At 67.5% G+C, this 19,893-nt stretch carries 22 protein-coding genes; 13 read left to right on the top strand and 9 right to left on the bottom strand.

Going from position 1 to position 19,893, the window contains the following annotated elements:
- Positions 1-90 precede the first annotated feature (90 nt).
- The 5 genes from sufD to FBF36_RS07725 all read left to right on the top strand — a co-directional run bounded on the left by sufD (position 91) and on the right by FBF36_RS07725 (position 4,614).
- Positions 91-1,356, top strand: coding sequence for a Fe-S cluster assembly protein SufD (sufD, locus tag FBF36_RS07745; RefSeq protein WP_138137346.1), 1,266 nt, complete (start codon positions 91-93; stop codon positions 1,354-1,356).
- Positions 1,357-1,424: 68 nt separating this feature from the next.
- A complete protein-coding gene (gene sufC / locus FBF36_RS07740; protein ID WP_009397416.1) occupies positions 1,425-2,174 on the top strand; it encodes a Fe-S cluster assembly ATPase SufC in 750 nt (249 codons plus the stop codon).
- A 160-nt stretch (positions 2,175-2,334) separates the two neighbouring features.
- Entirely contained in the window at positions 2,335-3,687 is a 1,353-nt protein-coding gene (locus FBF36_RS07735) for a SufS family cysteine desulfurase (protein ID WP_009397415.1), read from the top strand.
- A gap of 2 nt (positions 3,688-3,689) precedes the next feature.
- A complete protein-coding gene (gene sufU / locus FBF36_RS07730) occupies positions 3,690-4,166 on the top strand; it encodes a Fe-S cluster assembly sulfur transfer protein SufU (protein WP_009397412.1) in 477 nt (158 codons plus the stop codon).
- A 52-nt stretch (positions 4,167-4,218) separates the two neighbouring features.
- Positions 4,219-4,614 (top strand): metal-sulfur cluster assembly factor, encoded by a 396-nt coding sequence (locus FBF36_RS07725; protein ID WP_009397410.1) that lies wholly within the window; start codon positions 4,219-4,221, stop codon positions 4,612-4,614.
- Between the two features lie 47 nt (positions 4,615-4,661).
- Here FBF36_RS07725 and FBF36_RS07720 read toward each other — a convergent pair whose 3' ends face one another.
- The 3 genes from FBF36_RS07720 to FBF36_RS07710 all read right to left on the bottom strand — a co-directional run bounded on the left by FBF36_RS07720 (position 4,662) and on the right by FBF36_RS07710 (position 6,416).
- Positions 4,662-5,033, bottom strand: a complete 372-nt coding sequence (locus FBF36_RS07720) for a DUF4267 domain-containing protein (protein WP_009397408.1) — start codon at positions 5,031-5,033, stop codon at positions 4,662-4,664.
- An 82-nt stretch (positions 5,034-5,115) separates the two neighbouring features.
- Positions 5,116-5,511, bottom strand: coding sequence for a DUF488 domain-containing protein (locus FBF36_RS07715; protein WP_009397406.1), 396 nt, complete (start codon positions 5,509-5,511; stop codon positions 5,116-5,118).
- 74 nt (positions 5,512-5,585) lie between these two features.
- Entirely contained in the window at positions 5,586-6,416 is an 831-nt protein-coding gene (locus FBF36_RS07710) for a MerR family transcriptional regulator (protein ID WP_009397404.1), read from the bottom strand.
- Positions 6,417-6,645: 229 nt separating this feature from the next.
- Here FBF36_RS07710 and FBF36_RS07705 point away from each other — a divergent pair, with 229 nt between their 5' ends.
- The 5 genes from FBF36_RS07705 to FBF36_RS07685 all read left to right on the top strand — a co-directional run bounded on the left by FBF36_RS07705 (position 6,646) and on the right by FBF36_RS07685 (position 10,456).
- Positions 6,646-7,395 carry a hypothetical protein gene (locus tag FBF36_RS07705; protein ID WP_034492937.1) on the top strand — a complete coding sequence of 250 codons (750 nt, stop codon included), beginning with the start codon at positions 6,646-6,648 and terminating at the stop codon, positions 7,393-7,395.
- 120 nt (positions 7,396-7,515) lie between these two features.
- The gene (locus tag FBF36_RS07700) at positions 7,516-7,854 is read left to right on the top strand and encodes an S-adenosylmethionine decarboxylase family protein (protein WP_192574963.1); all 339 of its coding nucleotides are present in this window, start codon (positions 7,516-7,518) and stop codon (positions 7,852-7,854) included.
- Positions 7,851-8,621 carry a hypothetical protein gene (locus tag FBF36_RS07695; RefSeq protein WP_009397399.1) on the top strand — a complete coding sequence of 257 codons (771 nt, stop codon included), beginning with the start codon at positions 7,851-7,853 and terminating at the stop codon, positions 8,619-8,621. The genes FBF36_RS07700 and FBF36_RS07695 overlap by 4 nt, the downstream gene beginning before the upstream one ends.
- 52 nt (positions 8,622-8,673) lie before the next feature.
- Positions 8,674-8,919, top strand: a complete 246-nt coding sequence (locus FBF36_RS07690; RefSeq protein WP_009397398.1) for a DUF350 domain-containing protein — start codon at positions 8,674-8,676, stop codon at positions 8,917-8,919.
- Positions 8,920-8,929: 10 nt separating this feature from the next.
- Positions 8,930-10,456 (top strand): polyamine aminopropyltransferase, encoded by a 1,527-nt coding sequence (locus FBF36_RS07685; protein ID WP_009397397.1) that lies wholly within the window; start codon positions 8,930-8,932, stop codon positions 10,454-10,456.
- A gap of 96 nt (positions 10,457-10,552) precedes the next feature.
- Here the strand turns inward: FBF36_RS07685 and FBF36_RS07680 are convergent, their stop codons facing one another.
- From FBF36_RS07680 to FBF36_RS07670, 3 genes are all read right to left on the bottom strand, one after another.
- On the bottom strand, positions 10,553-10,912 hold the full coding sequence (locus FBF36_RS07680; protein WP_009397396.1) for a hypothetical protein: 360 nt from the start codon (positions 10,910-10,912) through the stop codon (positions 10,553-10,555).
- 55 nt (positions 10,913-10,967) lie between these two features.
- Positions 10,968-11,477: a flavodoxin family protein gene (locus FBF36_RS07675; protein ID WP_009397393.1), complete on the bottom strand. Its 510-nt coding sequence runs from the start codon at positions 11,475-11,477 to the stop codon at positions 10,968-10,970.
- Between the two features lie 186 nt (positions 11,478-11,663).
- Positions 11,664-12,572, bottom strand: coding sequence for a neutral zinc metallopeptidase (locus tag FBF36_RS07670; RefSeq protein ID WP_034492931.1), 909 nt, complete (start codon positions 12,570-12,572; stop codon positions 11,664-11,666).
- A 150-nt stretch (positions 12,573-12,722) separates the two neighbouring features.
- On the opposite strand from FBF36_RS07670, the gene FBF36_RS07665 reads away from it, so the two are divergent.
- Positions 12,723-13,778, top strand: coding sequence for a quinone-dependent dihydroorotate dehydrogenase (locus FBF36_RS07665; RefSeq protein ID WP_009397391.1), 1,056 nt, complete (start codon positions 12,723-12,725; stop codon positions 13,776-13,778).
- 52 nt (positions 13,779-13,830) lie between these two features.
- Here the strand turns inward: FBF36_RS07665 and FBF36_RS07660 are convergent, their stop codons facing one another.
- Entirely contained in the window at positions 13,831-14,439 is a 609-nt protein-coding gene (locus FBF36_RS07660) for a DUF3043 domain-containing protein (protein ID WP_009397390.1), read from the bottom strand.
- A gap of 41 nt (positions 14,440-14,480) precedes the next feature.
- Here FBF36_RS07660 and FBF36_RS07655 point away from each other — a divergent pair, with 41 nt between their 5' ends.
- Both FBF36_RS07655 and FBF36_RS07650 read left to right on the top strand, forming a co-directional pair.
- Positions 14,481-15,869, top strand: coding sequence for a dipeptidase (locus FBF36_RS07655; RefSeq protein ID WP_009397389.1), 1,389 nt, complete (start codon positions 14,481-14,483; stop codon positions 15,867-15,869).
- 40 nt (positions 15,870-15,909) lie between these two features.
- On the top strand, positions 15,910-17,163 hold the full coding sequence (locus FBF36_RS07650) for a glycerate kinase (protein ID WP_034492928.1): 1,254 nt from the start codon (positions 15,910-15,912) through the stop codon (positions 17,161-17,163).
- Positions 17,164-17,207: 44 nt separating this feature from the next.
- Here FBF36_RS07650 and FBF36_RS07645 read toward each other — a convergent pair whose 3' ends face one another.
- Positions 17,208-18,221 (bottom strand): LacI family DNA-binding transcriptional regulator, encoded by a 1,014-nt coding sequence (locus tag FBF36_RS07645; RefSeq protein WP_009397386.1) that lies wholly within the window; start codon positions 18,219-18,221, stop codon positions 17,208-17,210.
- Positions 18,222-18,474: 253 nt separating this feature from the next.
- A complete protein-coding gene (locus FBF36_RS07640; protein WP_009397384.1) occupies positions 18,475-19,701 on the bottom strand; it encodes a hypothetical protein in 1,227 nt (408 codons plus the stop codon).
- Positions 19,702-19,893: the final 192 nt, after the last annotated feature.

The following is a 19,893-nucleotide window of genomic DNA, read 5'->3' as shown; positions in this document are numbered from 1 at the left end:
CACCGCAGCAGATCCTCCCACTTCAGCCCACTCAGCCTACGACCCACACCTCATTACACCGGCTGGCTGCCGGCCAAGGAGCACCTCCACATGCCTGAACTCTCCACCGACCACTCGAGCGCCACGCTCGACGGCGCCCACTCCCACGGCGGGCCGCGCTACGTCTCCTCGCGCGCCGACCGCCCCACCTCCTTCGACCCGGCCGACATCCCGGTGCCGCGAGGCCGCGAGGAGGAGTGGCGCTTCACGCCGATGAAGCGCTTCGCCCCACTGTTCGACCTCGACGCCATCCGCGCTGCCGCCGGCGCTGCCCAGACCGATGCCGGCGCCGTCCGTGTCGAGGCCGACCTCCCCGATGGTGTGAGCCTTGAGACCGTCCCACGCAGCGACGCCCGCCTCGGCACCGTCGGCGCCCCGGTCGACCGCACCGGCGTCACCGCCTGGAACGGCACCGAGACCGCCACCGTGCTGACCCTGGAGCCCGGCGCCCAGCTGGAGCGGGCCGCACGACTGAACATCATCGGCCAGGACGCGCAGCTCGCCCGCCCTACCGCCCAGCACATCCTCGTCGCCGCCGAGTCCGGCTCCAGGGGAACCGTCGTCCTCGACCACACCGGTACCGCCGCCCTGACCCAGGGCGTCGAGGTGACGGTCGCCGACGGCGCCGAGCTCACCCTGGTGACTGTCCAGGGCTGGGAGGACGAGGCCGTCCACGCCTCCAACCACCGGGTCAAGGTCTGTGGCCGCGGCGTCCTCAAGCACGTCGTCGTCAGTCTCGGTGGAGACGTGCGCATCTGCCCCGACCTGGGCTTCTCCGGCGAGGGTGGGCACATCGACGCCTACGGCGTCTACTTCACCGATTCCGGCCAGCACCAGGAGCACCGCCCCTACGTGGCCCATACCGAGCCGCACTGCTACTCGCGCGTCACCTACAAGGGCGCCCTTCAGGGCGAGGGCGCGCACGCGGTGTGGGTGGGGGACTGCCTCATCGGTCAGGCCGCCCGCGGCACCGACACCTACGAGCTCAACCGCAACCTGGTCCTGACCGAGGGGGCCAAGGCCGACTCCGTGCCGAACCTGGAGATCGAGAACGGCAACATCGAGGGCGCCGGCCACGCCAGCGCCACCGGCCGCTTCGACGACCAGCAACTGTTCTACCTGCGTGCCCGCGGTATCCCCGAGACCGAGGCCCGTCGCCTCGTCGTCCTGGGCTTCTTCAACGAGATCGTCGCCGAGATCGGTGTCGATGAGGTCGAGGAGCGCCTCATGGCCGCCATCGAGAAGGAGCTCGAGCTCACTGGACTCATCGCCGCCCGCACCGACCAGGACCCCGCCGCCCTGCCGGCAGCCGAGTGACAGGCCGGACCCGCACGACAGTCCGCCCACCCGCAACCAGACCACACCCCAGCTGAAAGAAACGTCGCATGAGCACTCTGCAGATCAAGAACCTCCACGTCCAGGTGGCCACCAATGACGGCCCCAAGCCCATCCTCAAGGGTGTCGACCTGACTATCGACTCCAACCAGGTCCACGCCATCATGGGCCCCAACGGCTCGGGCAAGTCCACCCTGGCCTACTCCATCGCCGGTCACCCCGACTACGAGGTCACCGATGGTGAGGTCCTCCTCGACGGTGTCGACCTGCTTGAGATGAGCGTGGACGAGCGTGCCCGCGCCGGCCTCTTCCTGGCCATGCAGTACCCCGTCGAGGTCCCCGGCGTCACCGTGGCCAACTTCCTGCGCACGGCCAAGACCGCCATTGACGGCGAGGCCCCCAAGGTGCGCCAGTGGGTCGGCGAGGTCAACCAGGCCATGAAGAACCTGCGGATGGACCCCGCCTTCTCCCAGCGCGACGTCAACGCCGGCTTCTCCGGCGGTGAGAAGAAGCGCTTCGAGATCCTCCAGATGGAGCTGCTCCGGCCCCGCTTCGCCGTCCTGGACGAGACCGACTCCGGCCTGGACGTCGACGCCCTGCGCATCGTCTCCGAGGGCGTCAACCGCCTCCACGACGAGACCGACGCCGGCTTCCTCCTCATCACCCACTACACGCGCATCCTGCGCTACATCAAGCCCGACCACGTCCACGTCTTCGTCGACGGGCGCGTGGCCGAGGCCGGCGGCCCCGACCTGGCCGACCGCCTCGAGGAAGAGGGCTACGACCGCTACCTCGCCTGACGGTCCTCACTGTGCCGGGGCCGACGACAGCGCGCCGCGCAACATGGCGTCGTCGCCGGCCCCGGCACTGATGAAGGGGGACTAAGGTTCCTCGTGACCTCAGCCCCCGCCGTCGGCGATCAAGCCCGGTACCGCTCGCACCGAATCGGAAAGGCACGTCATGACCCAGTCCACGGCCCCGCTCACCGGGGCGCCTTCGGCCAGCGCGCTCAACGCGGAGGAGGTCGCCGCGATCCGCGCCGACTTCCCCTACCTGGAGCGGCCCGCCCGCAACGGTAAGGCACTGGCTTACCTGGACTGGGCGGCCACGAGCCAGAAGCCCGCCGGCGTCATCACCACGGAGGCCGACTTCTACCGCATGTCCAACGGTGCGGCCGGGCGATCGACCTACCAGCTCGCCGACGAGGCCACTGCCACCTTCGAGGACGCCCGCGACGCCGTCGCCGCCTTCGTCGGCGCGCGCGGCAGCGAGCTCGTCTTCACCAAGAACGCCACCGAGGCCATCAATCTCGTCGCCCTTGCCATCGGGCACGCCAGCCTGGGACGGTCGGCGGCCCGCGGTGGCGGACCCGCGGCGACTGATGACCCGTCTCGGCGCCTCATCATCGGACAGGGCGACGAGGTGGTTGTCACCCGCGCCGAGCACCACGCCAACCTCGTGCCCTGGCAGGAGCTGTGCGCCCGCACCGGCGCCACCTTGCGCTGGCTGGACCTGACCGAGGACGGGCGCATCGATACCTCCACCCTGGACGTCATCACAGAGCGCACCCGTGTCCTGGCCCTGACCCACGCCTCCAACGTCACCGGCGCGATCAGCCCGCTCGATCTCATCCTCCCGCGCGCCCAACAGGTCGGCGCGCTCGTCATCCTGGACACCTGCCAGTCCGCCGCCCACCTCCCGCTGGACTTCGGCGCACTGAAGATTGCCGGTGTGGACGCCATGGTGCTCTCCAGCCACAAGATGCTCGGCCCCACCGGCATTGGTGCGCTCGTGGCCACCGAGGAGCTCCTGGCGGCGATGCCGCCCGTGCTGAGCGGCGGCTCCATGATCGAGGTCGTCACCATGGAGTCGTCAACCTTCATGAGCGGCCCGCCTCGTTTCGAGGCCGGTAGCCAGCCGCTGGCGCAGGCCGCGGGATGGCGCGCCGCCGTGGAGTACCTGGCGGGGATCGGCCTGGACCGGCTGCACGCCACCGAGCAGGTCCTCACCCGGCAGGTGCTTGAGGGGCTCACCCAGGTCCCCGGGCTGCGGCTGGTCGGCCCGACCGACACCACCGACCGCCTGGGCGTGGTCGCCTTCTCCATCGAGGGAGTCCACCCCCACGACGTCGGTCAGGTCCTCGACGCCGCCGGCGTCGCCGTGCGTACCGGCCACCACTGCGCCCAGCCGATCCACCAGCACTTCGGCATCCACGCCTCCTCGCGCCTGTCCTTCGGGGCCTGTTCCACGCCCGAGGAGGTGGACCGCTTCCTGTCCGCCATCGCCGACGTCCGGCGCTACTTCCAGAGGTGACCATGAACGAACTCGACCAGCTCTACCAGCAAGTCATCCTCGACCACTCCCGCGAGCGCCACGGCTCCGGCGCCCTCGACGCCCCGGACGCCACCAGCCACCAGGTGAACCCCACCTGCGGAGACGATGTGACTCTGGGTGTGCGCGTCAAGGACGGAAAGATCGAGGCCGTCGGCTGGGAGGGGGACGGATGCTCCATCTCCCAGGCCTCCATCTCCGTCATGCACGACCTCGTCAACGGCGCCGACCTGGCCACCGTCGCCCGTCTCGAGGCGGACTTCGATGCCCTCATGCACTCACGTGGCAAAGGCGTTGATGACGCCGTCCTGGACGACCTGGAGGACGGGGCCGCCTTCGAGGGCGTCTCGAAGTACCCCAACCGTGTCAAGTGCGCCCTGCTGGGCTGGATGGCCCTCAAGGACGCCCTGGCCAAGTCCGGCGTCGCCCTGCCCGCCGTCGAGCCGAACGACCCCGAGTAGCCCGACCGTCCCTCTCACCACCGTCCGACCTGCGAGGAAGAAGGAAGAAGCCATGAGCGAGAACCCCAGCGGGATGCCGGCAGCCGCCGACAATCCCATGGCCGCCCAGCAGCCGCCGGCCCCCGTCGCCAGCACCGAGGGCGTTGACGTCGCCGCCGTTGAGGAGGCCCTGCGCGATGTCATCGACCCCGAGCTCGGTATCAACGTCGTCGACCTCGGGCTGCTCTACGGGGTGTCGATCGAGCCCGACGGAACCGTCGTGCTTGACATGACCCTGACCACCGCCGCCTGTCCGCTCACCGACGTCATCGAGGAGCAGGCCCAGCAGGCACTGTCCCTCATCGCCGACAAGGTCCGTATCCAGTGGGTGTGGCTGCCGCCGTGGGGACCGGACAAGATCACCCCTGAGGGTCGCGAACAGCTCCGCGCCCTGGGATTCAACGTCTGAGACCCCACCGTCGGCGCTGTGACGCGCCCTCTTGAGCGCTGCATGCCTCAGGCCGTCATGAGCCACACTGCTGATCCGATATGGACCACCACGGCGAGCAATGGCGGTGCCGCTTCACGTGGGTTACGGCTTGCCACAACCATCGCATCCAGCAGCTCAATGGCTCCAGCCGCCAGGAGCCAGATCGCCGCCTGACTCGGCAGCAGGATGCACACGGCCGCCGTGGCGATCCCGAACGGGACGGCCCTGGCGGCATACATGCGTGCGAAGTAGGTCGTCGCCTCGCTCGGCTGCGTCATCTGAGAGCCGGGGGAGGTCAGTGGCCGTCCTGGCATCGCCTGTGGCCTGAACAACGCGACGAGGCCGAAGAACATGGACCCCAGCGCGACAGCGGCGTTGAGCGCCATCAACCAGGTCATGGGTGGAATCTCCTGTTGTTGACAGAGGTCGTGCGGGGCGAGGGTGTCGGCGAGGGTGTCGCAGTGCCGTCGATAGCGGAGTTCATGTCAGCTCCTCCTCGATACCGAGAATCGCCTCGCGCAGGACACGCGCGTGGCAGTGGACGTGGTCGTGGCCGGCGAACAGGAGCGTTACGCGTCCCTTCAGAGCCTCGTCGCGCAGGTGCTCGACGGCGGCAACCGCCTCGGGCCGTTCGGTGAGCTCGGCACGGTAGGCATCGACGAACTGGGGCCAGGGCATCTCGCCGTTGTGAAAGGCCCGCCGCAGCTCGGTGGTGGGGGTGGCGTCCTTGGCCCACTCATCGAGGGCGGCGCGCTCCTTGGAGATGCCACGGGGCCAGAGACGGTCCACCAGGACCCGCGCTCCGTCCTCGGCACTGGGCTCCTCGCGGATGCCTTTGAGGACCACGCTGTCTGAAGAGGGAAGATTCTGACTCATACCGTCGACGCTACTCGTCTCTGCTTCCGGTGTGACCCCATCGGCTCGCAGTGAACCGAGTCTGCTCGTGTCGCTTACTCGCTCAGGCGCCATCGATTGATCGCGGTGAGGAACTCCCGTTCCAAGGCCTGGGTGTGTCGGGTGTCGGGGTAACCGGTTGCGGCGATGAGGTCGAAGAGTGCCCGCACCGACTCGGTGTCGATGCTGCCGGCCAGGGCCGCAAGGCGCTCAGGCGGCAGCTGGGCCTCCATCCGGGAGACGATGAGCCGGGCACGCTGCTCGATCTGCGTGTCTGACAGCTCGGCCGGATCCTGGGAATAGAGAGCCAGTGACTCGGCGTCGTAGTGAGGATCCGGGTCGACGAACAGGGACTCCGCCTCCGGCGGCATCTGACCGCGGTAGCAGGCCAGGTCGGTCAGGTCCCGCTCCTTGCGCACAGCGCTGCGCGTGGCCTTATCGGGAGCGGCCTGCTCCAGCCGGTCGAAGAAGGCCGCCATGCGCGGGGACATCGGTGAGACAGCTGAACCGGTTCTGGCCCGCTCCAGCAGGCCGGCAAGCATGTTTTTCTGTCTGGTCACCTCGGCCAGGTGATCCTCCACGGCAGCCAGGGCCCCGGCCAGGTCCTCGACAACGCTTCCGGCCGCCGAGCGCGCTTCAGACGCGGGTGCATCGTCGATCCGCTCGATGCCGGTCGCCTCAGGCTCGTCAAGGACGCGCTTGATGGTCTCCAACGACACTCCGGCCTGCACCAGCCAACGGATCCGGGAGAGTCGGGCCACGTGGCTCAGGTCGTAGTCGCGCCAGCCGCCATGCTCACCGGGAATCGGAAGCAGCCCCAGCGAGTGGTAGTAGCGCACCGTGCGCACGGTTGTCCCGGTCAGCTCGGCGATCTCTGCAACGCGCATGGGGACAGTCTCACACGGCATCTGGCCCCTGAATTCTTCCACCGGCGCCCATGAGCCAGGCCGGATTCAGGACCACGCGTATCCGCCTGGTGGGTGCGGGCCATGGGGAGCGCGAACCGTTTGCCGGGGCATGCCCATGTTGCTACTGTGCCCGCGTGATGACAGGCGGATCAGGTATCGACGGTGGCAGTATCGCCCCGTCGGCTCCTCCGCAGACGGGAGGATCCTGGTGAACGGCACGCGAGCCAACCTGCAGGTCGGCGACCTGCTTCAGGGAAGTGCGGGTGCCCTGTCGGTCAGGGGATGCCTGCTCTTCAAGGAGTGGGACACCCAGGACCATTGCTTCTACTACTGGGAGGAGTGGCAGCTCATCGGTGCCGGTGACGCCGATACCTGGGTCGAGCTCGACCACGATCCCGGCGAAGTCCTCTTCTACGAGCCCGTTCGCCTCGAAGAGACGATCGAGCCGTGGGCGCTGAGCGTTGGCCAGAGGATGCAGCTCACGATCAACGGCGCTCTTCACCGGGGCCTCGTTGAGGAGGTGACCACCGGCACGCTCGAGAACGTCATCGGCTCTCCGGTGTGCCCGCTGAACATCGGCGAGACCATGACCTACGTCGAGGTACGGCTGACGGACCCGGCCGGTGTGACCAGCCGACTGACCATTGACAGCCACCGTTTCCGTGACCTCCTGGCCTACCGCAAAACCTCCTTATCCACGGCTCAGCAGAAGCAGTTCTTCGGGCGAGTCCTTTGCAACGGCCAACCTGTTGCCGGTAGAACTGGCCGAAACGTCGGATGTGCCATCGTCGCGGCCTTCATCAGCATCGTGCTCGCCGTCGGACTGTTCTCCGCGTGCTCCAGCAGCAGCCGCTCCAGCGGCAGTGCCGACTCCACCAGCACCTCGGACTCGAGCTCCTCACGGACCTATCGCCACCGTCCGGTCTACGGAGGCGGTGGAGGCGGAGTCGGCAAGTAGGCCCGCACTCGTCAGCGACGGCGTGCCCGCATGCGTTCCCGGCGCCGGATGGGCGTGAATGGGGACCTCACCCCGTTTGTCCGACTCCTGCCTCGTTGCTACCGTGCTCGCGTGAGTGCGGTGAGCCTGTGTTCTGTCAGCTACAAGATCAGTGGAGCCGAGCCGAACGCACTCGACGATCTTTCCACCATTGAGTCTATTCTGCACGACGCCGCCCAGACTGCGGGACTGACAGCCGTATCCAGTGCGCACCACCAGTTCGAGCCCCAGGGCCTGAGTGCCGTCATCATTCTGTCCGAGTCGCATATCGCCGCCCACACCTGGCCCGAGTCCGGCAACGGCTACGTGACGCTCACCAGCTGCCGCACACTGGCCCCCACGCAGATTGAGGCCGTGGGGGAGATGGTGCGCAGGCGCCTGCGGGCCCAACAGGTGACCAGCTCGGGGATCACGCTGTGAGTATCAGAGGCGATCTGAGAGTCGGTGAGACGCTTCGGGGTTCCCTGAGGAAGAGGGGCCGCTACTACACCGTCATGGGGCGAGTTGTCCTGAAACGACGGGATCAGCGAAGCCGGCGCCTCATCCGGTGGGAACAATGGCGTCTCGCCGACGACGACGGTAAAGAGCTCTGGCTTGAGATTCGCCGAGATACCAACAAGGTTATTCTTCACGAGCCCGTTCCCGTCCAGCCGACGATTGACCCACTCACCCTCGAGGTCGGTTGGACCCGGAAGTTGAGAGTCCGTGGCCGGCCGTGCACCGTCGAGGTTACGAATGTGCGCCGTGCTGAGATCGACCACGAGACCGGGACCATCGATCATTCCCAGGGGGCTCGCACCGCGACAACGTGTGCCGAGCTCCGCGTGGTGGATGCGCAGGGCTCGATCTCCACCATGGTGGTCGATGCACACCGCCTCCATGCTCGAGAGATCTATAGCGAAACAGGTATGTCCTCCTCGAAGCAGTACAAGGTCTTCGGTCGGCCCGTGATCCGACCGTGGTGGATACCCAGCTTCCTGCGAAGGTTCTGGCGGTGGTTCCCCGCGGCGATCTCCGGGACGAACGGAAGCGTGTGGGCCCCCGTGTTCTGGATCGTCCTGATGTTCGTGGTGCTGGTGCTTGCCGAGCTGATCGATGAAGATGAGGGTTTCTTTCCCTCAGGAGGCGGCGTCCCCTTCCGGAACCGCTCGGTCTACGGCGGCGGGGGCGGCGGCGTCGGAAAATGACCTGGAGCCCACTCACTCAATCCCCTCGACGGACACACACGAAGGAGAAGACATGTCGCTCATGACCATCGCTCACCACTCATCGGTCGACCTCAACTGGCAGTCACTGCTCAGCACCGTCGTCTACGCGGTGCTCGGAGTAGTCCTGCTCATGGTGTTCGCACTGCTGGTCAACCGCATCTTCCGCCTCGACCTCAGACGCGAGCTCATCGAGGACCAGAACATCGGTCTGGGGGTCGCCTTCGCCGGTACGGCGCTCGCCATCGCCATCATCATTGCGGCCACCATCCTGAGCTGAGCCGCACACCATGACCCACGGCCGGATCGGGCGACGGGAGAACGTCGCCCTGTTCACCGCGGCCCTGCTCGCCGCGATCGGCGGCCTCATCTATGAGCTCATCCTGGGCACGGCCGCCTCCTACCTCCTGGGCGACTCCGTCCTCAGCTTCAGCCTCGCCACCGGCATCACCCTGTTCGGCATGGGGATCGGCTCACTGCTGGTCAACCGCTTCCGTACCGCACCGGCAGTCGTCTTCGGCGTCAGCGAGGTGCTTCTGGGGCTCATCGGTGGCAACTCCGTCCTCCTGCTGTACCTGGCCTTCGGCCGTACCCGCCTGCACTGGGTCGTCTTCGGCGGCATCAGCCTGACCATCGGCATCCTCATCGGCCTGGAGATTCCGCTACTGGTGCGGACCTTCGCCGCCTTCGGGCGCCGCTCGACCAGTGAGCTGCTCGGCAAGGTCATGGCCATCGACTACTTCGGCTCACTGGTGGCCTCCCTGGTCTTCCCCCTGGTGCTCCTCCCACAGCTCGGGCTCATGCGCGGGGCCTACATGGTCGGGGCGCTCAACGTCCTGGTCGCGGTGCTCGTCCTGCTCCAGGTGCGCACGCCTCGCAAGATCCTGTGGGCGGCCACCGCCGCCGTTGTGGCGCTGGTCGGCATGTTCATGGCCGCCAACCGCATTGAGCGCAGTGTGGAGGCACTGACCTACAACGACCCGGTCGTCTACTACCAGCAGACCGCCTACCAGAAGGTCGTCCTCACTGAGTACCAGGACGACCTGCGCATGTACCTCAACGGCCAGCTCCAGTTCTCCAGCCTGGACGAGGCCAGGTACCACGAGACCCTGTCCGCCAGTGCCATGACCTCGGTGAAGGACCCCGCTCACATCCTCGTGCTCGGTGGGGGTGACGGTCTGCTGGCCCGGGAGATCCTGCGCTACCCCAGCGTCAAGGATGTCACCATCGTCGATATCGACCCCGACGTCACCGAGCTGGCGCGAAGCAACCGCCTACTCAAGGACCTCAACAAGGCGTCCCTGTCCGACCCCAGAGTGAAGGTCGTCAACGACGACGCCTTCACCCACGTCCAAGACTCCAAGGCGACCTACGACGTCGTTCTCATCGACTTGGTCGACCCCTCCAACGAGAAGCTCGCCAAGCTCTACTCCACCGAGTTCTATCGAAACGTCGAAGCGCGGCTGGCACCCGAGGGCGTCATGGTCACCCAGGCCACCTCCACGTTCTTTTCACCCCATGCCTTCTCCACGGTTGCCAGCACCGTTGCCGCCGCCCAACCGGATCGGAAGATTCTGCCCTTCTCGACCAATGTCCCCTCCTTCGGGGAATGGGGCTTCGTGCTGTCCACCAGGACGCCGCAGAACCTCATCAGCCAGTCACTTCCCGAGGGACTGACCTACCAGGACCGGGAGACCCTGGAGTTCATCATGCGAACCAAACCGGCCCGTACCGAGACCATGGAGCCCTCCACCCTCCTGCATCCGCGGATCGTTGAGGTCTACAACCGAGACATGCGCCAGTGGCGCTACTACTGAACCACTCAGGGAGAGGCGGCGAAATCGGCTCGGTCTGAAGAATTCCGGAGTCGACTTCGCCGCTGCGCTGTTACGTACCGAGTCGGCCGCTTTATCTCATCTCAGGATTCTGATGGTCAGCCAGGCCGCAATCCCGGCGATTACCACACAGCTCATGAGGGACACGATGACCGCCATGCCGATGATGAACAGATAGAGCATTGACGTCAGCGTTGCCAGCCAGATGAGTGCGACACGAGCAGCGCGAGGAAGGGCAGTCGCCAGGCATGCCCCTGCTGCGACGATCACCAGGCCGCTGACGGCGAAGCTCATGAAGCCGGGGTCAGTGACGCTGACCGACTCGAGCGTCCCTCCCCAGATGATGATGAGGAGACCGCAGACGGCCAGGCATGCTCCGGTGATGTTTCGTCCGCTCAGCTGCAGCCGGGACGACTTGTCATGGTTCGTTGCTGTCATGTTGTTGTTTTCCTTCCGATGATGAGATGCGCAGTTTTCGCCAAGACGTCTGTCGTTATCTGGTGTTCGCCGAAGCCGCGAGTTCGCGTCCCCAGCTGTGGGCGTCGGTCTTCTCTCCGTCAGCCAGCGGACCCTTGTTCGCCGTGACCACGAAGTTCCTGACCGAGGCCGTCCTCCTGCCCTGATGACGCTGCAGCGCCTTGGCGATCGCCTTGGCCGCTGAACCGCTGAGCCAGCCCTTGGAGATGACCGTGTCGAAGGCGGCAGCGCTGGTGGATGCCGGGATCACCGTGGTCTCCAGCCACCCACCGATCCCGTGGGATGCCTTGCCTGATCCCGCCTGCGCACAGGCCTTGGCCCGCGTTGCCGCAGTCGGCAGCCCCCGGTTGTGGGTGGGGGCTCCCAGCACGAGCAGATCCAGGTCTGCGGGCAGGGCGCTTGGAGCCTGGGAGACGTCGATGATCTGAGCGTCGACGCCGCCCTCGATCAGCCCGGTGGAGACGGCCTCGGCGATGGCACGGGTATTGCCGAAGTAGGACTCAACAATGATGAATGCCCTGGTCATGGTGTCCTCCTGAAGGCCAGTACCGGAGATGTTGCTGGTGACACGGGTGTCATGAACCCACTGTCGGGTGTGACGCCACGTCGTACGCAAACGGGGTCCGTCGCTCTCAAAGCGGCGGACCCCGTCAGACCGAGGGGATCGGTGGAGGAGACGAATCAGAGGGCGAATGACGTCGCCGCGTTCGTCTCAGAGCTGGGAGGCGTCGACGGCGAAGGTGTTGCAGGCCTGTACCGAGCCGGAGTTCATCCCGGTGGTGAACCAGCGCACGCGCTGCTCGGAGGAACCGTGGGTCCACGTGTCGGAGTCGACGTGCCCCTTGGCCCGCTCCTGGATGTGGTCGTCGCCCACGGCCTCGGCCGCACCCAGCGCACCTGTGATCTCCTCACTGCTGGGGCGGTTGAGGAAGGGCTTGCCGGTGTCCGGGTCGGGGGTGGAGGAGGCATGGTTGACCCAGATCCCCGCGTAGCAGTCCGCCTGGAGCTCCAGTCGCACCGAGTCGGAGGTCGCGCCGCTGCCCGAGCGGTCGGCCTTGGCCATCTGCCCGGTCAGGTGCTGGATGTGGTGGCCGAACTCATGGGCCACGATGTACTCCTCCGCCAGGGGCGTGTCAGTGGCCCCCAGGGACTTCTCCATCTCGGAGAAGAAGCTCATGTCCAGATAGACCGTCTGGTCCCCTGAGCAGTAGAAGGGCCCCACCGCCGAGGAGGCGTTACCGCAGGCCGAGGAGATCTGGGTGCCGTCCCACAGGACGAACTCGGGCTTGGCGTACTTGAGCCCCGCCTGGGAGGGCAGTTGCTCGGTCCACACCGCGTCGAGGGACTCGGCGGTGGCCACCATGCGGCACTGGGTGTACTTGTTGGCGCTGTCCCCGCTGGTGCACACGGAGGTGTCGATCGATGAGGCAGTCGACGTCGTCGTCCCGCTCTGCTGCTGCGCCCCCAGCATGGAGGACAGGTCCACCCCCGTGAGCTGGGAGATGAGGACCACAGCGATGACGGTCAGGATGGAGCCACCACCGATCATGGCGCCCCGGCCTCCGCCGGAACGGGTCTGGACCCGATTGGGGTCGAGCTGGATATCACGATTGAAGGACACTGGCCACCTCTGAGAACACGCCTGCAATGAGGCTCGGACGAAGCCCACGCTACCGTGACACCGCCACAAGAGCGAAGTAGGAACACCGAGGAGAATAAGGGTGGGATCCTGCGCGGTTCCTGTAAGACCAGGTCGGGGTAGCCTGAGGCCGTGCTCTACGACCTGCTGTACAAGACCGTCCTGACCCGTATCGACCCCGAGCTGATCCACGACGTGTGCCTGGACGCGATCGAGGTCACCAGCAAGGTTCCCCTCGTCAGAGACGCGGTGCGCCAGATGTGGGGGCGCAGACCGGCCTTCCCCGTGCCCTCGGCCAACCAGGGCGGCCCTTTCGCCCGGCCCGTGCCCGGCATCCTGGGACTCGCCGCCGGGATGGACAAGGAGGGGCAGGCCGTTGAGGGCCTGGACATGCTCGGTTTCGGCTTCATCGAGGTCGGCACGTTCACCGCACACCCCCAGAGCGGCAACGACAAGCCCCGCATGTGGCGCTATCCGCAGATGCGTGCGGTCCGCAACCGCATGGGCTTCAACAACTCCGGGGCGGACGAGGCCGCCAAGCGGCTGCGCGCCCTGCGCCGTACCCCGCGAGGCCGCTCCATCGTCGTTGGCGCGAACATCGGCAAGACCAAGGTGACCCCGCTTGACGAGGCGGTGGAGGACTACCGCTACTCGGCCGCGGCAGTGGCCCGCTGGGTCGACTACCTCGTCGTCAACGTCTCCAGCCCCAACACCCCCGGGCTGCGCAGCCTGCAGAGCGTTGAGACGTTGCGACCGATCCTCGAGGCGGTGCGCGAGGCAGCCGACCGCGTCGCAAGGCGGCACGTCCCGCTCCTGGTCAAGATAGCCCCGGACCTGGCTGACGAGGACATCGACGCCGTTGCGCAGATGGTCCTGGACATGGGGCTCGACGGGGTGGTGGCCACCAACACGACCATCGACCACGACCTGGGGGAGGGTGGCCTGTCCGGCGCACCTCTTCTGCCTCGTGCCCTGGAGGTCGTGCGCCGTCTGCGCCGCGGGCTGGGCCAGGAACCCACGATCATCGGTGTTGGCGGCATCTCCTCCATCATGGACGCTGAGCTCATGCTCGACGCGGGAGCGGACCTGCTTCAGGCCTACACGGCCTTCATCTACAACGGTCCCGCCTGGCCGGGGCGGATGAACCGGGCCCTGGCCACTGGGTTCCCCGCCCGGGTCACTGGTTGATCCCCGAAGCGACTGGGGCGACGGCACCGGGGCGGACTGGAACGGAAACGGCTCAGGAGGGGTACTGGCCCCGCCTGACCAGGGTGGCGGGACGGCGCCAGCGCCGCAGCATGAAGCAGCGCGACATGACGTAGAAGAAGATCGTTCCCTCGTCCTTGACCCGCTCCTCGCCGAACTTCTCGGTGAGGCGGCGGCGCAGGCGCGCCCAGCACCACACGGCGTCGGCGATCGCCAGCAGCAGGTAGCCGTTCATAGCCAGCACGGTGTAGAAGCTGACAAGCGGGTAGTGGGGCAGGATGCGGCTGAACCCGAAGGAGACGATGAGCAGGACGAAGATGAGGGGCATGAAGAACTCGCCCAGGCTGATGCGCGCGTCGACGTAGTCACGGATGTAGCGCTTGACCGGCCCCTTCTCCCGGGACGGGAGGTACTTCTCGTCACCGGTGACCATGGCCTCGTTCTGGCGCTTCCAGGCGGCGTCGCGGGCTGCTCGCGCCTCCCGCTTGGCGGCCTGACGGTCCTTGGGGACCACCGGGTGCAGGTTCTTGGCCTGCTGGTCCTTGCGCCGGGGCGTGGGGCGCCCCTTGCCGACGGGCTTGGGGGAGGGCTCGGCCACGGGCTCCGGCTCAGGGGTCTGGCTGCGCTTCTTGAACAGGCTCACGGTGCACAGACTAGCGGCAGCGGCGCGATACCCTGCAAACCATGATCACCGTTGATGCCGTGCGCACCGCCGTGCACACCTCCATGCCCACCATCGTCTCCGACCTGACGGATCTGGTCGCGATCCCCTCGGTCTCCGCCTCCAGCCACGATCAGTCCCAGGTCCAGCGCTCCGCCGAGGCCGTGGCCGCGCTCCTGCGTGACAGCGGCCTGGACGCCGAGATCCTCTCGGTGCCCGCTCCCGACGGCACCCCCGGCAGGCCCGCCGTCCTCGCCCACAAGGCCGGCCCCCAGGGCAGCCCGCACGTCCTGCTCTACTCCCACCACGACGTCCAGCCCGTCGGTGACCCGACCGGCTGGGACCAGGCCGACCCCTTCACCGCCGAGCGGCGCGGTGAACGGCTGTTCGGCCGCGGGACGGCTGACGACAAGGCCGGCGTCATCACCCACGCCCACGCCCTGCGCATCCTGGCGTCCCTGGCCGACGGCGAGCTGCCCTGCTCCGTGACGGTCTTCATCGAGGGTGAGGAGGAGGTCGGCAGCCCCTCCTTCGAGAGCTTCCTGACCACTCACCGCGCCCGGCTCGCCTCCGACGTCATCGTCGTGGCCGACTCCTCCAACTGGAAGGTCGGCATCCCGTCACTGACCACCCTGCTGCGCGGCGTCGTCCAGGTCGACGTCCGCCTCGACATGCTCGACCACGCGCTTCACTCCGGTCAGTACGGTGGCCCCGTGCTGGACGCCGCCACCGCCATGTGCCGTCTGATCGCCTCCTGCCACGACGACGCCGGCGACGTCGCCGTGGCCGGGCTGGTCAGCCGGTCCCAGGCCGATGCCGACTTCCCCGACTACTCGGAGGCCGACTTCCGTGCCGACGCGGGAGTCCTTGACGGTGTCGAGCTGTCAGGCACCGGGGACCTCACCGCCCGGCTGTGGACCAAGCCCTCGCTGACGCTCATCGGCATGGACGTCACGCCCCTGGACCTGGCCGGCAACGTGCTGACCCCCTCGTGCACGGCACGACTCTCGTTGCGCATCGCTCCCGGGCAGGACCCGGCCGCGGCCCAGGAGGCCCTGGTCTCCCACCTGGAGAAGCACGTTCCCTTCGGTGGCCGTGTGACCGTCACCGGCCGTGAAGCCGGACCCGCCTTCGACGGATCCGAGGTCACCCCCGCCTCCGAGGCCGCCCACTGGGCCCTGTCAACCGCCTGGGACACCGAGGCCGTCAACATTGGACAGGGCGGCTCCATCCCCTTCATCGCCACCCTCAAGGACGCCTTCCCCGATGCCCAGGTGCTCGTCACCGGGATCGAGGACCCCGACACCCGGGCCCACAGTGAGAACGAGTCCATGCACCTGGGCGAGCTCGAGCGCATCGTGGTCGCAGAGGCGCTCCTCCTGGCCCGGCTCGGCGAAGCCATCGGCTCATGACGGCCAGCGCTCACCGGGATCGCCACCGGAGCATGAGCACGTGAAGGTTCTTCTCGCCCCCGGTGGAATGTGGCCCGAGCCCAATGGAGTGCCTCTGGCGGGCTCGGGGCACGGCCTTGCCCCGAGCCGCGTCGCCTCCTGCCTGGCGCGCGGTTGGCGGGCGACGCGTCCCCATGACGCCTTGACCCTGCTCCCCATGGCGGACGGCGGACCGGGCTCGGCCCAGGTGATCGCCCCTGAGCGGGTCGCCTCCCGGGAGGCCATTCAAGGACAGGGACCGCTCGGACAGGTCAGAGAGGTCGACCTGGTGCGTCTGACTCCCAGCTCGTCACGATCCGGAAACCGGCACCGCACTGAGGCACGCACCTGGTTCCTGGACGCCGCCCGTCTCCTGGCACTTCCGGCTGATCCCGAAGAAACGGCTCAGGAGGCCCTTGAGGGCAGCACCTACGGCCTAGGAGGAGTCATCGGCACCGCCCTGAGCCATACCGGCCCCTCTGACACGCTCCTGGTCGGGATGGCGCGCTCCGCCGTTCACGATGGGGGCCTCGGAGCGATGGATGCGCTCGGGGGCCTGCGAGCGGCCAAGGACCTGTTGGCGCACCGCAGCCTCGGACTCGTCCTGGCCGACGACATCGCCCTGGGAGGCATGAACGGTGCTGGGGCGGCTCTTGCGAGCGTCACCTCCATCAGCCCTGAGCGGGCCCAGGAGCTGGACCGTCGCGCCTGTGCCCGGGCGATGGAAGGCGTCAGTGCGGCCGAGGACCTCGGTCCCGGTGCCGCTGGCGCACGCAGGTCCCTGCCTGTCGTCTCCTCACTCGACGACGTCGGGCCGCCCTCCGCCTTCGCGCACGCGGCGGACTCCACAGGGACTGCTCGTCTGAGAGTGTCGACCTGGGGAACCGGGGCGGGCGGGGGCAGCGCACTGGTGCTGCGGGCCCTGGGAGCGTGGGCGCGACCAGGGGCACGTGTCATGGCGGAGCTCGTCGGTCTGGGCGATGCTGTACGCGGTCAGGACCTGGTGGTCGCGGCCTGGGGAGAGCTCTACGACGTTCTGGTCGACGGCGTCGTGGGCGTCGTCGGACAGCAGGCCGCCTCTCAGGCGCTGCCGTGCGTCATGGTGTGCGGGCGCTGCGCCGTGACTCGCGGTGAGCTGGCCGCTGCCGGCGTCACCAACGCCTACGGGCTGCGGGAGCCCCGTGCCGCAGACCCCTGGGACGCCGCCGGAACTCACGAGCTGGAGTCACAGCTGACAGACATCGGCTCCCGACTGGCCCGTACGTGGTCGCGCTGACCGGACGGTTCACGTCAGGACGTCGCTGCGTGCTGCCTTGCGCCTCAGTCGATGGGTGCTGCGGCGGTCGAGTCGCGCACGATGAGGTCGGGGGCGAAGAGCATCTCGGTGTCGGCCGGCCGCTCCCCGTTGAGCTGTGCGAGTAGCGTGGAGACGGCCGCCCGGCAGATGGCGTCCACGGGCTGGCGCACCGTGGTCAGCGGCGGGTCTGTCATGGGGATGAGCGGTGAGTCGTCGTAGCCGATGACGGAGACGTCGTGAGGCACTGACCTGCCCGTCTGACGCACCCCGTGGACCACGCCCAGCGCCATGACGTCCGATGAGCACACGATGCCGGTGCAGCCCTGCTCCAGCAGATGAAGTGCCGCGCTGACACCGCCCTCGTAGGTGTAGAGCGTCTCCACGATCCGCAGTGGCTCCTCGGGCAGTCCCTCGTTCATGGCGTCCTCGTAGCCGGAGCGCTTGCGCTGAGCCGGCACCATGCGCATCGGCCCCATGGCCAGACCGATGCGCTGGTGACCTAAGGCGATGAGGTGATCCACTGCCACCCGGGTCGCCCGGCGATCATCGGTGGCGAAGCCCGGGGCCTTGATGGTCGGTGCGTTGCCGTTGACCGTCACCAGCGGCACGCCGCGCTCACGCAGGCGCTGGTAGCGGGTGACGTCACCGGTGGTGTCCGCGTGACGTCCGGAGACGAAGATGATGCCGGCGACACCGCGGTCCACGAGCATCTCGATGTACTCGTCCTCGCTGATACCACCGGGGGTCTGGGTGCACAGCAGGGGAGTGTGCCCGGAGGGCGCCAGGAGCTGCTCGATCTGCTGGGCGAACAGGGGGAAGATCGGATTGCTCAGCTCGGGCACGATCAGCCCCATGAGACCGCGGGAGGTCTGGTGCACCGACTCGGGCCGCTCATAGCCCAGGATGTCGAGTGCCGCGAGCACCTGCCGACGGGTCGAGTCCGCCACGTTGGACTTTCCATTGAGCACACGCGAGACGGTGGCGGTGGAGACACCTGCCTGGTCGGCGATGTCGGTGAGAGTGAGTCTCTGTGGCATGAGTGAATCCTATGAGGATCGGTGAAGGTCCAGGGGCCAGTTCACGCGAACCGACCGTGGTTCGTCGTCCAGCCCCAGGCCGCAATCATCGCAGATCAGACGTTGTTCTCGTCAATCATGAACCGACGTCTTGAACATGCTTCGACGCGTGGCACCCGGCTACACTCGTGAGCCGTCCCTTCGGGGCGACCGTGCTGGATGGGGATGTGGGGCAGACCCGCCACCGCTCCATCCTCCTCAGAGGACAGGGTGGTTAGGCAACAGTCGTGGCCTCCAGCCACGTCGTCGTTGTCGGAGGCACGAGTGGGCGCCCCTTCTCCTGACGCGGGGGCTGAGAGGACAGAAGAACCTTGGCCTCAGCCGGCAGAGTGACAGGGGAGTCGGAGGTGTTGACCACGACCAGGACTCCCCGCACCAGGAAGGCGAGGGTCTGGGGCGGGCACCACTCCAGGCCGGTGACGAAGGCCAGGGGCGCGCAGGCCAGGTTGTACTCGAGACGCACATGCGCCGCGTGCCGCACGGTCGCGGCCGGAGAGCCGAACTGGGAGGACTGCACCTGCGTGTGCTCAGCCACCATGTCGGCCAGCTCCAGGGGAGCGGTTGGCTTGTCGGAGTCGGACAGGGCGATCTCGTCGCCCTGACGCAGGTAGAGCGAGCCGGGGAGGGCCAGCATCATGGCCTGCAGCGCCAGCCCCCGACGCAGCCGTTCGTCGTGGTCAACGGAGTACCAGCGCTGTCCGTCACCCGGATCCAGGTGCTCGGAGAGAATGTGGGGAGGCAGGAAGCGCCAGGTGGGGGGAGCGCCGAAGCGGTCGTGCTCATCGAGCGACCGGGTCAGGTGGGACGTGAGCGACTCGGCGTTCCACCGTGTCAGCGTCAGACAGTCGTCGCGCAGGTGGTGCACCCAGTCGTCCTGGAGGTGATGGCGGAGCGACTCCGGGTAGTCGGCGGTCACGTCGGCGCCGATGATGCCCTCATCGACGTACTCGGCCAGCTGGCCGTGCAGCATGGCGCAGTAGGCGCTGAGCCGATCCAAACGGATCCCGCTGGTGATCTGAGGGGGCACGATGGTACCCAGGTCGATCCCGGCCGCACCGGCCCGCAGGTAGGCCTCCGAACGGCGCAGCAGGTCGTCGGCGGATCCTTCGAGACCGGTGACGAAGCCGGTGGTCTGCTTGGCGTAGGGGCCCGTGATCGGACCGAGTGCGCCGGAGATGCGCACGATGGTGCGCAGCCCTTGCTCGCCTGCCTTGTCGATGAACCGACGGATCGAGTCCATCTCGGTGTCGACGTCGAGCAGGCTCGGACGGATGAGCACCGCATCCATGCCCAGGTAGAGGGCGTGCTCAATGATGGGGGCGGTGCGGTCCAGCTCGGCGGCTCCCAGGGTCGGCGAGGGGATCTCGTAGACCAGCGCGTGGCGCCACCACTCTTCCGGACCGTCGTAGGGCCGGTGAACGAGGGTAGTGGTGGTGGTCACGGCAGGTGTCTCCCTTCCGCCGGGCGCGCGCCCAGGGGCTTCACGCCCAAGAGGTGATTCATCGATGTGAGGAGGGTGCGTGGCGACCGCATGGTGGAAGGATCGGGTACCGGCGCTCCCCTGGGACGGTGTCGGAGGTGTCGGAGGTGTCGGAATGGTGACGTCCATGGTAACCCGCTTCTGCGCTACCTT

Source organism: Actinomyces sp. oral taxon 171 str. F0337 (assembly GCF_005696555.1).
GTDB lineage: Bacteria > Actinomycetota > Actinomycetes > Actinomycetales > Actinomycetaceae > Actinomyces > Actinomyces oris_E.
Note: the sequence above shows the minus strand (reverse complement) of the source record. Positions and strands in the feature narration are given on the sequence as shown.

Coding starts and splice junctions, on each gene's coding strand:
- FBF36_RS07725 (WP_009397410.1), top strand. CDS start 4,219: ATGAGCGAGAACCCCAGCGGGATGCCGGCAGCCGCCGACAATCCCATG.
- FBF36_RS07685 (WP_009397397.1), top strand. CDS start 8,930: ATGACCCACGGCCGGATCGGGCGACGGGAGAACGTCGCCCTGTTCACC.
- FBF36_RS07710 (WP_009397404.1), bottom strand. CDS start 6,416: ATGCGCGTTGCAGAGATCGCCGAGCTGACCGGGACAACCGTGCGCACG.
- sufU (WP_009397412.1), top strand. CDS start 3,690: ATGAACGAACTCGACCAGCTCTACCAGCAAGTCATCCTCGACCACTCC.
- sufD (WP_138137346.1), top strand. CDS start 91: ATGCCTGAACTCTCCACCGACCACTCGAGCGCCACGCTCGACGGCGCC.
- FBF36_RS07645 (WP_009397386.1), bottom strand. CDS start 18,221: ATGCCACAGAGACTCACTCTCACCGACATCGCCGACCAGGCAGGTGTC.
- sufC (WP_009397416.1), top strand. CDS start 1,425: ATGAGCACTCTGCAGATCAAGAACCTCCACGTCCAGGTGGCCACCAAT.
- FBF36_RS07735 (WP_009397415.1), top strand. CDS start 2,335: ATGACCCAGTCCACGGCCCCGCTCACCGGGGCGCCTTCGGCCAGCGCG.
- FBF36_RS07690 (WP_009397398.1), top strand. CDS start 8,674: ATGTCGCTCATGACCATCGCTCACCACTCATCGGTCGACCTCAACTGG.
- FBF36_RS07715 (WP_009397406.1), bottom strand. CDS start 5,511: ATGAGTCAGAATCTTCCCTCTTCAGACAGCGTGGTCCTCAAAGGCATC.
- FBF36_RS07720 (WP_009397408.1), bottom strand. CDS start 5,033: ATGACCTGGTTGATGGCGCTCAACGCCGCTGTCGCGCTGGGGTCCATG.
- FBF36_RS07680 (WP_009397396.1), bottom strand. CDS start 10,912: ATGACAGCAACGAACCATGACAAGTCGTCCCGGCTGCAGCTGAGCGGA.
- FBF36_RS07675 (WP_009397393.1), bottom strand. CDS start 11,477: ATGACCAGGGCATTCATCATTGTTGAGTCCTACTTCGGCAATACCCGT.
- FBF36_RS07655 (WP_009397389.1), top strand. CDS start 14,481: ATGATCACCGTTGATGCCGTGCGCACCGCCGTGCACACCTCCATGCCC.